Below are 13,529 nucleotides of genomic sequence, written 5' to 3'. Positions count from 1 at the left end.
GACGCCGATGATCTTGTCGGCACCGACCATCTTCAGGCCCTGAATGACGTTCAGGCCGATACCGCCCAGACCGAAGACCACGCAGTTCGAGCCCGGCTCGACCTTGGCGGTGTTGGTCACGGCACCCACGCCCGTGGTCACGCCACAGCCGATGTAGCAGGCCTTGTCGAACGGCGCGTCCTNNGAGAAGGTCGAGCAGCCCATGTAGTGGTGGATGGTCTGGCCCTTGTAGGAGAAGCGCGAGGTGCCATCCGGCATCAGGCCCTTGCCTTGGGTGCCACGGATCGAGGTGCACAGGTTGGTCTTGCGCGACAGGCACGACTTACACTGGCGGCATTCCGGGGTGTAGAGCGGGATGACGTGGTCGCCGACCTCAAGGCTGGTCACGCCCGGGCCGACTTCGACCACAACGCCCGCGCCTTCGTGGCCGAGGATCGACGGGAACAGGCCTTCAGAGTCCAGACCATCGAGGGTATAGGCGTCGGTGTGGCACACACCGGTGGCCTTGATCTCGATCATCACCTCGCCAAAGCGCGGACCTTCCAGATCGACTTCGACGATTTCGAGCGGCTTCTTGGCTTCGAACGCTACGGCGGCGCGGGTTTTCATAGTTGGTTTTGTCCTTTCAGGACGCCCTATGCTCGCCTCGCGGAGGCTCGCGACTTGAGGGCATAATCCCAAGATGGTCTGACGTTAGTGTTGTTTTACGCTGCGTCTGTGTCTGGCGATACTGCGACAACCGCAAAACATTATTGCGTATGAGCAACAATCCTGCTGCAACGTCCCGATGAGCAGATGGGACGGGATCGACGAGTTCACGGCGGTGGCCGAGCAGGCCAGCTTTTCCGGCGCGGCCAAGCGGCTGGGGCTGTCCACCTCGGCGGTCAGTCGCGAGATCGCGCGGCTGGAAGACCGCTTGCAGACGCGCCTGCTCCACCGCACCACGCGCCGTGTCGAACTGACCGATGCGGGGCGCGAGTTCCTAGCCCGCTGCCGTCGTCTGATCGACGAGCGCGACGAGGCGCTGGCGGCCATCCAGCCCGATGACCACGCCCCGCGCGGCCTTTTGCGGATGACCTGCTCCGTCTCCTATGGCGAGCGGTTCATCGCCCCCGCCGTCAATACCTTCGCACGGCAGTATCCCGAACTGCGGATCGACCTCGATCTCGACAACCGCCTGCGCGACCTCGTGGGCGAGGGCTATGATCTGGCCATCCGTTTCGGCCATCTGACGGACTCGCGGCTGATGGCGCGGCGTCTGGCCTCGCGCTCCCTGATCCTGTGCGCCAGCCCCGACTATCTGGCCCGCAGAGGTGCCCCGCGCGACCTCTCCGAGATCGCCAGCCACGACACCCTCAGCGGCACATCCCAGCAATGGCGTTTCACCGAGAGCGGGCGCGAAATCACCCTGACGCCGATGAGCCGCTGGCGGTGCAACTCCGGCACGGCGGTGATGGATGCGGCCCTGCAAGGGCTGGGTCTGTGCCAACTACCGGACTTCTATGTGCGCGACGCCTTGTTATCGGGTCACCTTGTTTCCCTACTGGACGAACATCGTCCGCCGGATGAAGGTGTGTGGGCCGTTCATCCCCATCCCCGTCACGTCCCGCCCAAGGTGCGGGCCATGATCGAATGGCTGCACGACCATCTGAACACGCAGAGGATTTAGCCATGAACCTCGTCGTCCTGACCGGAGCCGGAATATCCGCTGAAAGCGGCGTGCCGACCTTCCGCGCCAGTGACGGGCTGTGGGAAGGGCATCGCGTGGAAGAAGTGGCCACGCCCGAAGGCTTTGCCGCCAATCCGGCGCTGGTCCAGGAGTTCTACAACCTGCGGCGCGCCTTCCTGTCACAGGTGGAACCCAACGCCGCCCATCTGGCACTGGCCGAACTGGCGGCCCGCTGGGATGGAGAGTTCACCCTCATCACCCAGAATGTGGATGACCTGCACGACCGCGCCCACGAGCGGATCAGGCCTTCCGAGTTCTTTTCCCTCATCCACATGCATGGCGAACTGCTGAAGGTGCGCTGCACCCGCACCGGCAGGATCATGGACTGGCACAGCGACCTTCAGCCCTACCACCCCTCGCCCTTCGATCCGGCGGGCTATCTGCGCCCGCACATCGTCTGGTTCGGGGAAATCCCGTTGGAGATGGAACGGATCGAACAGGCTTTGGCGCGATGCGACGTCTTCCTGTCCATCGGCACGTCGGGGAATGTCTATCCGGCGGCGGGCTTTGTTCAACTCGCCTCTATGGCCGGCGCTCGGACGGTCGAAATCAATCTGGAACCCAGCGCAGGGCAAAACCTGTTTTCGGAACACCTTTACGGACGCGCCACCGAGGTACTGCCGCCCTTTCTGGCTAGCCTCTAGGACCGAACAGGATCAGACCCGCGCCGATCAGACACACGGCCCCGCCGATCAGGTCCCAACGGTCGGGCACGGTCTTTTCGATCACCCGCATCCATACCAGAGACGCGCAGATATAGACCCCGCCATAGGCCGCAAACGCCCGCCCCGCAGCGTCACTGGGCACCAGTGTCAGCAGCCACGCAAAAGCGATCAGGCTCAACACGCCCGGCACCAGCCAAAGCGGCGAGCGGTCCAGCTTCAGCCAGGCCCAGAAGGCAAAGCAGCCGCCAATCTCGGCCAGGGCAGCAAGGGGATAGACCAGAGCCAGTTTCATACCCTGTATGGACCACCCCACAGCACCCAGCACAAGCGTTTCATCCCGACACCCAAGGTGATTTGCGAAAAAGAGCCCGCACCGTCATTTTGCAATGCAGCAATACACTGTCCCCCTGCATGGTCCCGAGCGGCAAGTCTCGGGACACGACGGATTTCAAATGACGACCGACGCCATCAATCCCCCCACCCTGCCGACGACCAAGCCGTATGGCCGCATCATTGCCATGCCCGCAGACACCAACCCGGATGGTGACATCTTCGGTGGCTGGCTGCTGGCGCAGATGGACTTGCACGGTGCCACCCCCGCGTTCGAGCGTGCCGGTGGCCGCTGCGCGACCGTGGCTCTGGACGGCATGGTCTTCCACCAACCGGTGACCATCGGTGACGAGGTGACCATCTATGCCCGCATCATCCACACGGGCCGTACCTCGATCCGCGTCCACGTCGAGGCATGGAAGCGTGCCCGCGGCCAGGCCGAGAACGAGAGCGTCCGCGTGACCGAAGGCATCTTCACCTATGTGGCGATCGACGAGGACCGCAAGCCGCGTCCTCTGCCCGAGATCGCCCCGCTCGGCTAAGCTGCCGCACCGTTTCGCCAAATATGATATTATGGTGCCAAGGTCGCTATTCCTTGACCTTGTCACCAGCAGCCCCTACCTCCCGATCATGGCTATCCGACGTATTCTGACCATCGACATTCCGGCCGATCTGGCCATTCTCAAGACCGTGGCCAAGCCGGTCGAAAGCGTGACGGACGAAACCCGTGCGTTGATGGATGACATGCTGGAAACCATGTACGACGCCCCCGGCATCGGCCTGGCCGCGCCGCAGATCGGTGTGCTGGACCGCGTGGTGGTCATGGATCTGGGTGACGGCGAGGTAGCCGAGGGTCTTGAGGGCGAAGAGGCTGAAAAGGCTGCCCGCAACCCGCGCTTCTTCGTGAACCCTGAAATCCTCTGGGCCTCCGAAGAGACTATGCCGTACGAGGAAGGCTGCCTGTCGATCCCGTCCTACTATGACGAGGTCCAGCGTCCGGCCCGCGTGCGCGTCTCCTACCTGAACTATCAGGGCGAAAAGATCGAGGAAGAGATCGACGGCCTGTACGCGGTCTGCTTCCAGCATGAACTGGACCACCTCAACGGCGTTCTGTTCATCGATCACCTGTCGCGCCTGCGCCGCGACCGTGCTGTGACCAAGGTCAAGAAACACCAGAGGATGGCTGCCTGATGCCCCGTCGCCAACGTCGTGAAGTCCAGTCCCGTCGCCCGATGACCCGCGCTGCCAAGGTGGGCGTGGCTTCGGCTGCGACCATCGTGGGCGTCGCCGCCATCGGCGTCATTGCCGGCCTGCTGCTGGACCGTCTGCTCGATTTCGACGACGCTCTGGACGCGGGCGGTGCATGGGATCTGGACGGCAGCACCCACACCCGCTGGCAGTAAGCCTCACCTTCCTTTAAAGGCGAGGCCCTCCCGTCCATGTTCCGGCACGGGATGAAGGAGTCATCATGCGCCTCGCCTTTATGGGAACCCCCGAATTCGCCGTGCCGTCGCTGGCCGAACTGATCGCCGCCGGTCACGAGATCGTCGCGGTCTATTCCCAGCCGCCCCGCCCCAAGGGCCGTGGCCAGAAGCTGACCCCCTCGCCCGTCCATGCCTTTGCAGAGTCGATGGGCCTGCCGGTATTCACGCCGGAATCCATGAAATCCGACGAGGCCATCGCCCAGTTCCAGTCGCTGGATCTGGATGCCGCCATCGTCGTGGCCTATGGCCAGATCCTGAAAACCGAAGTGCTGGAAGCACCGGCCCTGGGCTGTTTCAACCTGCATGGCTCGATGCTGCCGCGCTGGCGCGGTGCCGCGCCGATCCAGCGCGCCATCATGGCCGGTGATAAACAGACCGCCGTTCAGGTCATGCGTATGAGCGAGGGTCTGGACGAAGGTGCCATCATCTTGTCGGAGGTCATGGACATCCTGCCGACCGACACCGCCGCCAGCCTGTCCGAGCGCATGAGCCACACCGGTGCCGCCCTGTGGTCGCGCGCCCTTGCCGCCATCGAGCGCGGTGGCGCACAAGAGGTCGAACAGTTCGGCGAGGTCACCTACGCCAGGAAGATCACCTCCGCCGAGGCCCAGATCGACTGGACCCGCACTGCCGCCGAGGTCGACTGCCACATCCGTGGCCTGTCACCCTTCCCCGGCGCATGGTTCGAGGTCGAGGTCGATGGCCAGCCCGTCCGCATCAAGGCCCTGCTGTCCGAAGTGGTGGATGCCTCGGGCCAAGCGGGGGAACTGCTGGACCAGAACCTGACCATCGCCTGCGGTGACGGGGCCGTACGCCTGATCCGCGCCCAGCGTGCGGGCAAGGCCCAGCAGTCGGGCGCGGAACTGCTCAACGGTTTCAAACTCCCTACAGGCACCGTTTTCAGTTCGGCTCAGCGCGCCTGATATGCCCCGCTTCCGTTTCACGGTCGAATACGACGGCTCGGCCTATAACGGCTTTCAAGCCCAGAAAGACCAGCCCACGGTTCAGGGCGCGCTGGAGGCTGCTATCAAGGCGTTCAGCGGTCAGGATGTACGCATTGCCGCCGCGGGCCGCACCGACACGGGCGTCCACGCCACGGGACAGACCTGCCATGTCGATCTGGACAAGGACTGGCCCGCCCGCACCGTCATGAACGCCATGAACGCCCACATGCTGGACGAGCGTGTGTCGGTGCTGGACTGCGTTCCGGTGTCGGATGAGTGGCACGCGCGCTTTACGGCCAATGGTCGCAAATACCTGTACCGCATCCTGAACCGTCCGGGCCGTCCGGCCATCGATCAGGGCCGCGTCTGGCACGTCAAAAAGCCGCTGGATGCCGAGGCCATGCACGAGGCCGCCCAGAGCCTGCTGGGCCAGCACGACTTCACCACCTTCCGTGATGCCCAGTGTCAGGCCCAAAGCCCGATCAAGACGATGGACGTGGCGCGTGTGACCCGCGTCGGCAACGAGGTGCATCTGGTGTTCGAGGCGCGCAGCTTCCTGCACCGTCAGGTGCGCTCCATGACCGGATCGCTGGCCGAAGTGGGTCTTGGCCGCTGGACGCCCGAAGATTTCAAGGCCGCCCTCGATGCCGCCGACCGCACGCGCTGCGGACCGGTTGCACCGTCGGACGGCCTTTATCTGACCGGCGTAACCTACGACACCGAAGCGTAACCTACTTCTTCAACATCCCGCCAAGGATGCTGCCGAGGTTACCCAGTCCGCCACCGGCACCGCCGCCCAGCAGACCACCGAGGATGTCGCCCATATCCACGCCCTGTTTCGGATTGGCGGCGTCGCCGTCCGGCGTCAGCTTGTCGATGATGATCGGCAGGGCCATCGCCAGCACACCGGCAGCCTGAGCGGGCGACACACCCAGCTTCTGCGCGAACTGGCCGATCGGGCCGGATCCGAGAATGGACTCGATCTGCTGGGCCGAGACGGGCAGATTTCCGCCCTGACCCAGCCAGGATTTGGCAATGTCACCGAGGCCACCGGCGCTGAACTTTTGCGTCAGCCCCTGCACGCCGCCTTGGGATTCGATCAACTCCTGCACGCCGTTGATCGCCTCGCCCCCGCCCGGAAAACCTGCCTTGCCTGCAATCTGATCAAAAAAGCTCATGGTGCGATCCTCGCCTAGTGCCGAATTATGGACAGATTGGCAGTCGCGCCCGATTTTACCATCCGCAAATATGCAAACCTGTGTGACCAATGAGCAGCGTTTTTTGATTCGAAAAATGCTTGGGTTAACAGGCCATTAACCTCTCAACTACAGAATTGCGCTGTGGATTTTTTGCGACACAGTCTGAAACATTGCTTCAAACTCGTAAAAAGTTCCGCTAACACTACGCCACCAACAGACAACAGACAGGGGAGCACGCCACGTGGTGAAACGGCTCACTGCTGCCACGCTAGCGGCCGCACTCGGATTCTTTGCCATTAACCCGGCACCTGCACAGGCTAATGACCCTTATTGGCAGTGCGTCACCTTCGCCCGCATGTTCTCGGGTATCCAGATTTTCGGTGATGCATGGACCTGGTGGCGTCAGGCTGTTGACCGGTTCCGCACCGGCAATGCTCCGGAAACCGGCTCTGTCCTTGTCTTCCAGCCTCATGGCCGTATGCGTGCCGGTCACGTTGCCGTTGTCTCCGATGTTCTGACCGACCGCGTGATCCGCGTCACCCACGCCAACTGGGGCGGCAGCCGCGGCAAGGTCGAAGAGAACGTCACCGTCGTGGACGTCTCTAGCGAAGGCAACTGGAGCCGCGTCAAGGTCTGGTACAATCCCAGCAATGCGCTCGGCACCACCATCTACCCGACCTATGGCTTTGTTTATAACAGCGCCCGTTCCGCTCTTAACGAAGGCCGCCAGCTGGCCCAGAACACCGCCCAGAACAACGCCAACTGATCGGTCGTCATGATTTGAAAAAGCCCCGCCATCGGACGGGGCTTTTTTCATGGGCGCAACATCGGCTGGCATGCCGCGGCGGATCAGGCGATATATTTCGCATGACAGAGTCTTCCGACAACATTCGCGCCCAGTCGATCCAGAACGCCAAACACGAACCGCAAGGCGTAACCTATGCCGGCTATCTGGCCCTCGACACGCTGCTGAGCGCGCAGGAACCCCGCTCGGACCAGCATGATGAAATGCTGTTCGTCATCATCCACCAGACCAAGGAACTGTGGCTCAAACAGATCCTGCACGAAGTGGCGCTGGCCCAAAGCCTGATCCGCCAGGGCAATCTGGTACCGGCCTACAAGTCCCTCGCCCGCGTCAGCCGTATCCAGTCTGTCATGACCCAGAGCTGGGACATCCTAGCCACCATGACACCCGCCGACTATCTGCGCTTCAGGAGGGATCTGGGGGCTTCCTCGGGCTTCCAGAGCGATCAGTTCCGCCGTCTGGAGACCATTCTGGGGCTGAAGGATGCCCGCTTCCTGCGCTTCCATGCCGAGCGCCCCGAAGCCCATGCCGCACTGGTGCAGGCACTCAATTCGCCCAGCCTCTATGACGATGCGCTGCGCCAGTTATCGCTGGCCGGTGTGCCGGTCCCGCCAGAGGTGCTGAACCGCGATGTCTCCCAGAGCTATGAGCCCAGCGAAGGCGTCGAGGCCGCGTGGCTGGAAGTTTACCGCAACACCGAAAAATGGTGGCCGCTTTACCAACTGGCCGAAAAGCTGGTCGATCTGGATGACGCCCTTCTGACATGGCGTCATAAGCATGTTGTGACAGTGGAGCGTATTATCGGCCGCCGCCAGGGCACGGGCGGCACCGATGGCGTCGGCTATCTGGTCGAGACACTAAAACGCCGTTGTTTCCCGGAACTTTGGTCCCTGCGTACCAAGCTCTAGGATAGGCAACCCTCTGGCCCGTCCAAGAGTTCTCGTCATTCCCCGAGTAACGCTGGAGTCAGCTCATGAGTGCGAATGCCCATGATATCAAAGTCCTCAATGGACTCGTCGAGGCTCTTATCGATTGCGCTGACGGCTATTCAGACGCCGCCAATGACACGTCCGAGCCTCGTTACAGCCAATGGTTCGACCGCCGCGCATCGCAATATCTCGCGCTGGCGGAATCCCTGAAGGGCGAGGTTCGTGCCCGTGGCGGCTCGCCCGAGGATAACGGCTCGATCCTCGCCAAGGCCACGCGCGCCTTTGCCGGTTTCAAACAGGCGCTTCTGGGTCAGAAGGAAAGCCTGTACCAACTGATCCAGTCATCGGAAGAACAGGTCCTCTCGCGGTTCCAGCGCGCGGCGGACGATACGCAACTGTCGGCAACGACACGCGACATCGTGCGACGCGTCATGGAACAGCTGCCCCTGAGCGAGGCCGAAGCTGCTGAGCTCAGCGCCCAGACCGGCCATTCCTGAAGCCAATAAAAAACCCCGTCGCATCCGCGACGGGGTTTTTCATTATCAGCCTTGGGGCCGATCTCAGCCTTCGGTCGACTCTTCAGCGCCGGTGGTCGGGACCGAAACCTTGCGAGCGGTTTGACGCTCGGCGATACGGGCCGACTTACCGCGACGGTCGCGCAGGTAGTACAGCTTGGCGCGACGGACGACACCGCGACGCTTCACTTCGATCGACTCAACGTTCGGCGACAGGATCGGGAAGCGGCGCTCGACGCCTTCACCGAACGAAATCTTGCGGACCGTGAACGTCTCGTTGATGCCGCCGCCGTCACGGGCGATGCAGACGCCTTCGAAAGCCTGGATACGTTCGCGATCACCTTCCTTGATGCGCACGTTGACGCGCAGGGTGTCGCCCGGCTGGAAATCCGGAATGGTCTTGCCTTCGAGCAGGCGGGCTTTTTCTTCAGCAGCGAGCTGTTGAACGATGTTCATGGTCAATCTCCGGAGCTTATTTGCTCTTTACCTGTAAGTTGGCGAGATACTGCTCCCAGAGGTCTGGGCGCCGTTCCCGCGTCGTGATTTCCCGCTGTTCCTGACGCCACTTTGCGATCTTTTTATGATCGCCCGACAGCAGGACCTCGGGAATGTCGTGGCCTTCGAATGTCCGCGGTCGCGTGTACTGCGGATGTTCGAGCAGGTTGTCCTCGAAGCTCTCGGACGACAGGCTTTCCGCCGCGCCCAAGACCCCCGGAACCAACCGGACGCACGCCTCGATCGCCACCATTGCCGCCGCCTCGCCACCGGCGAGGACCGCGTTTCCGACGGAGACCTCCTCGAACCCGCGCGCATCGAGTACGCGCTGGTCCACCCCCTCGAAACGGCCGCACAGCACGACGATACCGTCGGCTTTCGCCCATTCCTTAACCCGCGCCTGCGTCAGGGGCCGACCGCGTGCGCTCATGTACAAAAGCGGCCGAGGGGGACCTTGCAGGCTGTCGAGAGCCCGCGCCACCACGTCCGCTTTGAGTACCTGACCCGGACCGCCACCCGCAGGGGTGTCGTCCAGGAAGCCGCGCTTATCCTCGGAAAACGCGCGGATGTCCAGTGTTTCCAGACTCCACAGCCCCTTCTCGCGCCATGCGGTGCCGATCAGCGACACGCCGAGCGGGCCCGGAAAAGCCTCGGGGAACATGGTCAGGACGGTTGCGGTAAAAGCCATGCGCGGCCTTTAGCGCCGAACCCCCGCAAAAGCAAAAGGGCGGAAGGTCTGAAAACCTCCCGCCCCCGAGCGTTCATCCTGTTCGGCTTACAGGGCCGGTTGGCCACCGCCCTGCGCGATCCAGCGATCCACCTGCTCTTCCAGCACTTCGAGCGGCACAGCGCCCGAGCCCAGAACTACGGTGTGGAAGTCGCGGATGTCGAACCTGTCACCCAGCGCGGCCTGGGCTTTGCGGCGCAGTTCGAAGATCTTCAGCTCGCCGATCTTGTAGCTGACGGCCTGACCCGGATTGGTGATGTAACGCTCGACTTCCTTGACGATGTCACGTTCCGACAGAAGCGAGTTCTGGCGGAAATAGTCCATCGCCTGTTCGCGGCTCCAGCGCTTGGCGTGAAGTCCGGTGTCCAGCACCAGACGCACGGCGCGCCACAGCTCGGTCGAGAGACGACCGAAGTCGGAATACGGGTCCTGATAGAAGCCCATCTCCTTGCCCAGCTGCTCGGCATACAGGCCCCAGCCTTCAGAGTAGACGCCATAGCCGCCGAAGCGGCGGAAGGACGGTACGCCTTCAAGTTCCTGCGCATAGGCGATCTGGAAATGGTGGCCCGGCGCGCCCTCGTGATAGCTGATGCCTTCGATCTGCGGCTTCAGAACCTGCGTCATGTCCGACAGGTTCATATAGTAGATGCCCGGACGCGAGCCGTCCGGTGACGGGCGCATATAGAAGGCGATCGAAGCGGTCGCCTCGCGGAAAGGTTCGACCGCACGGACTTCCAGCGCCGCCTTGGGCAGAACCGAGAACCATTGAGGGGCGATCTTCATCACATCCTCGACGTGACCACGGGCCTGCGCGAGGAAGGCTTCCTTGCCTTCCGGCGTGTTCGGATACTGGAACTGCGGGTCGGTTTTGATGAAGGTGAAGAACTCCTGCAGGGTGCCGGTGAAACCGACCTGCGCCTTGATCTTCTCCATATCGGCCTGGATACGGGCCACCTCGGCCAGACCGATGTTGTGGATTTCATCCGCCGTCAGGGTGGTGGTCGTCGAGAGCTGAAGGCGGGCGTTGTAATAGGCCTCGCCGTCCGGCAGACGCCACACGCCGCCGTTGCTGTCGGCCTTGGCCTGCGCCTCGCCCAGAGCCGCCAGCACCGCGTCGAAGCCGCGCTTGTACGGGCCGGTCAGGGCCTCGCGGGCCGAGGCCAGCAGACGGTCCTTGGTCGCTTGGTCGGTATCGAGGGCGGTGACCTTCTTCTGGATGTCCGCCCAGACGGGGTTCTCTCCCTCGCCCGCGAACGGCGCGCCCGAAATGACGGCGCGGGTGTTTTCGAAGCTGGGCTCGAACACGAACATCGGCGAGACAATGCCCTTGGCCGTGCGGTCGCGCAGGGTGTCGGCCACCTGCCCCATATAGCGTTCGGTATCGACCAGGCGCGCGACATAGGCCTCGGCATCGGCGACCGTATCGACGCGGTGGTTGTTGATCATGAACACCGGCAGGCTGGTGGTCGGATTGCCGTTGGCGGCGAACTGGAAGCCCCAGTCACGCCATTTATCGGACAGGCGGCCCTGTTCGACCTGATACTCGAACAGGCGGACCGACAGGCGGTTCTGCGGTGACAGTCGGGCCGGATCAAAAGTGGCTTTCAGCTCGGCCAGCTGCGCCTCGGCCAGGGCCAGACCACGGGCCTGCGCCTCTGGCGAGTTGTCGTCCAGCTTGTCGTAGTCGGTCTTCATGCCCATTGCGGTCATCGACTGCGGGCTGAGCGCCAGACGGGCCTGATAGGCATCCTCGAACCAGACAGCGAGGCGTGCATCCTCGCTCTGGGTGTTCTGGCCCGGGGCCTGGCTCTGGGTCAACGACAAAGCCGTAATCGACGGCATAGTCCCGGCCACAGCACCTCCGGCCACGGCATACAGTGCCAGTGCCGCCACCGATGAAATCATAATACGGCGCATTGCGCTCCCCCTCGTTACAAATCCTCGGGGGCACACTCCCAGCAAAGCTACCAGCTTACAAGATTACGCCAAGTTGAAATGAATGCGGGTCTTCGCCGCAGTCACCTCAGCGGCTGCGCAGTTCGGTGATGGTCTTTGCCGGAGAGATTTGCTCGGTGTCCGCGATCAGATGGATCAGGGCCGGTTGGCCACGGCGGCTGACCTCGCAGGCCTTGGCCAGCGCATCGGGGAAATCACCCGTCGCCGTCACACGGATCCCGAACGCGCCGAAAGCCTCGGCATATTTGACGAAGTCGGGATTCTTGATGTCGGTGGCGATGACCCGCGACGGATAGTGCGTCTCCTGGTGCATACGGATGGTGCCGAAGCTGGAGTTGTCCACCACGATCACAATGACTGGCAGATTGTACTGAACCGCCGTCGCCATCTCGCAGGCGCTCATCATGAAATCGCCGTCACCGGCAAAACAGACAACCATCCGTTCGGGCATGACCGCCTTGGCCGCCAGCGCCGCAGGATAGCCATAGCCCATAGCCCCCGAGGTCGGCGCCACCTGCGCACGGCGGGACTGATGGTGATAGAAACGGTGCAGCCAAGCCGCGAAATTCCCTGCGCCATTGGTCAGAACGGCATCCTTGGGCAGGCCCACAGTCAGGTGACGCGCGACCTCTGACAGATTGACCGCGCCGACCGTCTCGATCGGCGTCGAGAAGGCCTTGTAGGCTTCGTTGGCCGCGCGGGCCTGATCGTGCCACAGGCGGTCCACCGCGATATTGGCAATGGCCAGACCGGCAAGGCTGTTGTCGGCCGTCGCGGACATGAGCGGTGCCCAGACCCGCCCCGTCTCCTCTGCCCCCGGCAGGATATGGACAAGGGTCTTGGCCGTGCGGGTACGATCCAGCGTTGTATAGCCCTGGGTCGCATTCTCTCCCAGGCGCGCGCCGATGGCGATGATCAGATCCGACTGTTTGACCCGCTCGATCAGCTTGGGGCTGCATCCGATACCCAGATCGCCCGCATAGCAGGGATGCAGGTTCGAAATCAGGTCCTTGCGGCGGAAGGACAGGGCCAGCGGAATCCCCAGACGTTCGGCCCAGTTGCCGATGGCCGTCGTCGCCTCGTCGCTCCAGCCCGAACCGCCCAGCACCAGAAGCGGGCTTTCCGCCTTGGACAGGCGCTCGGTCAACTCAGAGACGAAGGCCGGATCCAGCGCCGAGCGGGCGGGCACCACCGGCTTGACCGGAGCGGGACCGCCATCCTCGTGCAGCAGATCTTCCGGCAGGGCGATGACCACCGGCCCCATGCGCCCCTGCAGGGCGGTGGCAAAGGCGCGCTCGACGATCTCGACGGTGCGCTCGGGGCTTTCGATTTCAGTGGCCCATTTGGCGAGTGTGCCGAAGGTCTGGCGGTAATCGACCTCCTGAAAGGCACCGCGTCCGCGGTCCGACAGGGCGATCTGTCCGACAAACAGGATCATCGGCGTGGAATCCTGCTGCGCCGTATGCACGCCGATAGAGGCCTGGGTTGCCCCCGGCCCGCGCGTGACCATGCAGATGCCCGGCTTGCCGGTCAGCTTGCCATAGGCCTCGGCCATATTGGCGGCACCGGCTTCGTGGCGGCAGACGATGACCTCGATCTTGTCCCGCACATCGTAAAGCGCATCCAGCACGGCCAGATAGCTCTCGCCCGGTACGCAGAACACCTTATCAATCCCGTTCACCACAAGGGTTTCGACAAGGCGGCGGGCGCTCGACACGGGGGTTGCAGTCATCGGATATCCGTCTGAAAAC

Annotated in this window: 17 protein-coding genes; 10 read left to right on the top strand and 7 right to left on the bottom strand. The window is 63.0% G+C overall.

Features of this window, described 5'->3' with window-relative positions:
• Nucleotides 1–609, bottom strand: a 609-nt coding sequence (locus B3H86_RS11665; protein WP_292054095.1) for an alcohol dehydrogenase catalytic domain-containing protein, incomplete at its 3' end; no start/stop codon positions are given.
• 178 nt (nucleotides 610–787) lie between these two features.
• Here B3H86_RS11665 and B3H86_RS11660 point away from each other — a divergent pair.
• Both B3H86_RS11660 and B3H86_RS11655 read left to right on the top strand, forming a co-directional pair.
• The gene (locus B3H86_RS11660; RefSeq protein ID WP_292054093.1) at nucleotides 788–1,669 is read left to right on the top strand and encodes a LysR family transcriptional regulator; all 882 of its coding nucleotides are present in this window, start codon (nucleotides 788–790) and stop codon (nucleotides 1,667–1,669) included.
• Between the two features lie 2 nt (nucleotides 1,670–1,671).
• Nucleotides 1,672–2,373 (top strand): NAD-dependent deacylase, encoded by a 702-nt coding sequence (locus B3H86_RS11655; protein ID WP_292054091.1) that lies wholly within the window; start codon nucleotides 1,672–1,674, stop codon nucleotides 2,371–2,373.
• Here the strand turns inward: B3H86_RS11655 and B3H86_RS11650 are convergent.
• The gene (locus tag B3H86_RS11650) at nucleotides 2,363–2,686 is read right to left on the bottom strand and encodes a YnfA family protein (protein ID WP_292054097.1); all 324 of its coding nucleotides are present in this window, start codon (nucleotides 2,684–2,686) and stop codon (nucleotides 2,363–2,365) included. The two genes, B3H86_RS11655 and B3H86_RS11650, sit on opposite strands and share 11 nt — an antisense overlap.
• A 160-nt stretch (nucleotides 2,687–2,846) precedes the next feature.
• On the opposite strand from B3H86_RS11650, the gene B3H86_RS11645 reads away from it, so the two are divergent.
• From B3H86_RS11645 to truA, 5 genes are all read left to right on the top strand, one after another.
• Nucleotides 2,847–3,266 carry an acyl-CoA thioesterase gene (locus tag B3H86_RS11645; RefSeq protein ID WP_292054089.1) on the top strand — a complete coding sequence of 140 codons (420 nt, stop codon included), beginning with the start codon at nucleotides 2,847–2,849 and terminating at the stop codon, nucleotides 3,264–3,266.
• A gap of 88 nt (nucleotides 3,267–3,354) precedes the next feature.
• Nucleotides 3,355–3,915: a peptide deformylase gene (def, locus tag B3H86_RS11640; RefSeq protein ID WP_292054087.1), complete on the top strand. Its 561-nt coding sequence runs from the start codon at nucleotides 3,355–3,357 to the stop codon at nucleotides 3,913–3,915.
• Nucleotides 3,915–4,127: a hypothetical protein gene (locus B3H86_RS11635; RefSeq protein WP_292054084.1), complete on the top strand. Its 213-nt coding sequence runs from the start codon at nucleotides 3,915–3,917 to the stop codon at nucleotides 4,125–4,127. The genes def and B3H86_RS11635 overlap by 1 nt, the downstream gene beginning before the upstream one ends.
• Before the next feature lie 65 nt (nucleotides 4,128–4,192).
• The gene (gene fmt / locus B3H86_RS11630) at nucleotides 4,193–5,131 is read left to right on the top strand and encodes a methionyl-tRNA formyltransferase (protein ID WP_292054082.1); all 939 of its coding nucleotides are present in this window, start codon (nucleotides 4,193–4,195) and stop codon (nucleotides 5,129–5,131) included.
• A gap of 1 nt (nucleotide 5,132) precedes the next feature.
• Entirely contained in the window at nucleotides 5,133–5,882 is a 750-nt protein-coding gene (truA, locus tag B3H86_RS11625) for a tRNA pseudouridine(38-40) synthase TruA (protein ID WP_292054079.1), read from the top strand.
• A 1-nt stretch (nucleotide 5,883) separates the two neighbouring features.
• Here the strand turns inward: truA and B3H86_RS11620 are convergent, their stop codons facing one another.
• Complete coding sequence (locus tag B3H86_RS11620) at nucleotides 5,884–6,330, bottom strand: YidB family protein (RefSeq protein WP_292054075.1); 447 nt, start codon at nucleotides 6,328–6,330, stop codon at nucleotides 5,884–5,886.
• A 265-nt stretch (nucleotides 6,331–6,595) separates the two neighbouring features.
• On the opposite strand from B3H86_RS11620, the gene B3H86_RS11615 reads away from it, so the two are divergent.
• The 3 genes from B3H86_RS11615 (at nucleotide 6,596) to B3H86_RS11605 (ending at nucleotide 8,582) form a co-directional block, all read left to right on the top strand.
• Nucleotides 6,596–7,117, top strand: coding sequence for a CHAP domain-containing protein (locus tag B3H86_RS11615; protein ID WP_292054073.1), 522 nt, complete (start codon nucleotides 6,596–6,598; stop codon nucleotides 7,115–7,117).
• 101 nt (nucleotides 7,118–7,218) lie between these two features.
• Nucleotides 7,219–8,064 carry a tryptophan 2,3-dioxygenase gene (locus B3H86_RS11610; RefSeq protein WP_292054072.1) on the top strand — a complete coding sequence of 282 codons (846 nt, stop codon included), beginning with the start codon at nucleotides 7,219–7,221 and terminating at the stop codon, nucleotides 8,062–8,064.
• A gap of 65 nt (nucleotides 8,065–8,129) precedes the next feature.
• The gene (locus B3H86_RS11605) at nucleotides 8,130–8,582 is read left to right on the top strand and encodes a PA2169 family four-helix-bundle protein (RefSeq protein WP_292054070.1); all 453 of its coding nucleotides are present in this window, start codon (nucleotides 8,130–8,132) and stop codon (nucleotides 8,580–8,582) included.
• Nucleotides 8,583–8,645: 63 nt separating this feature from the next.
• Here B3H86_RS11605 and rplS read toward each other — a convergent pair whose 3' ends face one another.
• From rplS to B3H86_RS11585, 4 genes are all read right to left on the bottom strand, one after another.
• Complete coding sequence (gene rplS / locus B3H86_RS11600) at nucleotides 8,646–9,056, bottom strand: 50S ribosomal protein L19 (protein ID WP_292054068.1); 411 nt, start codon at nucleotides 9,054–9,056, stop codon at nucleotides 8,646–8,648.
• Nucleotides 9,057–9,072: 16 nt separating this feature from the next.
• A complete protein-coding gene (trmD, locus tag B3H86_RS11595) occupies nucleotides 9,073–9,783 on the bottom strand; it encodes a tRNA (guanosine(37)-N1)-methyltransferase TrmD (RefSeq protein ID WP_292054065.1) in 711 nt (236 codons plus the stop codon).
• Between the two features lie 87 nt (nucleotides 9,784–9,870).
• Complete coding sequence (locus B3H86_RS11590) at nucleotides 9,871–11,739, bottom strand: DUF885 domain-containing protein (RefSeq protein ID WP_292054063.1); 1,869 nt, start codon at nucleotides 11,737–11,739, stop codon at nucleotides 9,871–9,873.
• A 106-nt stretch (nucleotides 11,740–11,845) separates the two neighbouring features.
• Nucleotides 11,846–13,510 (bottom strand): thiamine pyrophosphate-binding protein, encoded by a 1,665-nt coding sequence (locus B3H86_RS11585; protein ID WP_292054062.1) that lies wholly within the window; start codon nucleotides 13,508–13,510, stop codon nucleotides 11,846–11,848.
• Nucleotides 13,511–13,529: the final 19 nt, after the last annotated feature.

Source organism: Brevundimonas sp. UBA5866, from assembly GCF_002432125.1.
In the GTDB taxonomy this organism is placed as follows: domain Bacteria; phylum Pseudomonadota; class Alphaproteobacteria; order Caulobacterales; family Caulobacteraceae; genus Brevundimonas.
The sequence above is the reverse complement of the archived record's forward strand: the minus strand, read 5'-3'. Positions and strand labels throughout refer to the sequence as shown.

Coding starts and splice junctions, on each gene's coding strand:
- B3H86_RS11590 (WP_292054063.1), bottom strand. CDS start 11,739: ATGCGCCGTATTATGATTTCATCGGTGGCGGCACTGGCACTGTATGCC.
- def (WP_292054087.1), top strand. CDS start 3,355: ATGGCTATCCGACGTATTCTGACCATCGACATTCCGGCCGATCTGGCC.
- truA (WP_292054079.1), top strand. CDS start 5,133: ATGCCCCGCTTCCGTTTCACGGTCGAATACGACGGCTCGGCCTATAAC.
- B3H86_RS11645 (WP_292054089.1), top strand. CDS start 2,847: ATGACGACCGACGCCATCAATCCCCCCACCCTGCCGACGACCAAGCCG.
- B3H86_RS11620 (WP_292054075.1), bottom strand. CDS start 6,330: ATGAGCTTTTTTGATCAGATTGCAGGCAAGGCAGGTTTTCCGGGCGGG.
- rplS (WP_292054068.1), bottom strand. CDS start 9,056: ATGAACATCGTTCAACAGCTCGCTGCTGAAGAAAAAGCCCGCCTGCTC.
- B3H86_RS11655 (WP_292054091.1), top strand. CDS start 1,672: ATGAACCTCGTCGTCCTGACCGGAGCCGGAATATCCGCTGAAAGCGGC.
- B3H86_RS11660 (WP_292054093.1), top strand. CDS start 788: ATGAGCAGATGGGACGGGATCGACGAGTTCACGGCGGTGGCCGAGCAG.
- trmD (WP_292054065.1), bottom strand. CDS start 9,783: ATGGCTTTTACCGCAACCGTCCTGACCATGTTCCCCGAGGCTTTTCCG.
- B3H86_RS11605 (WP_292054070.1), top strand. CDS start 8,130: ATGAGTGCGAATGCCCATGATATCAAAGTCCTCAATGGACTCGTCGAG.
- fmt (WP_292054082.1), top strand. CDS start 4,193: ATGCGCCTCGCCTTTATGGGAACCCCCGAATTCGCCGTGCCGTCGCTG.
- B3H86_RS11650 (WP_292054097.1), bottom strand. CDS start 2,686: ATGAAACTGGCTCTGGTCTATCCCCTTGCTGCCCTGGCCGAGATTGGC.
- B3H86_RS11585 (WP_292054062.1), bottom strand. CDS start 13,510: ATGACTGCAACCCCCGTGTCGAGCGCCCGCCGCCTTGTCGAAACCCTT.
- B3H86_RS11635 (WP_292054084.1), top strand. CDS start 3,915: ATGCCCCGTCGCCAACGTCGTGAAGTCCAGTCCCGTCGCCCGATGACC.
- B3H86_RS11610 (WP_292054072.1), top strand. CDS start 7,219: ATGACAGAGTCTTCCGACAACATTCGCGCCCAGTCGATCCAGAACGCC.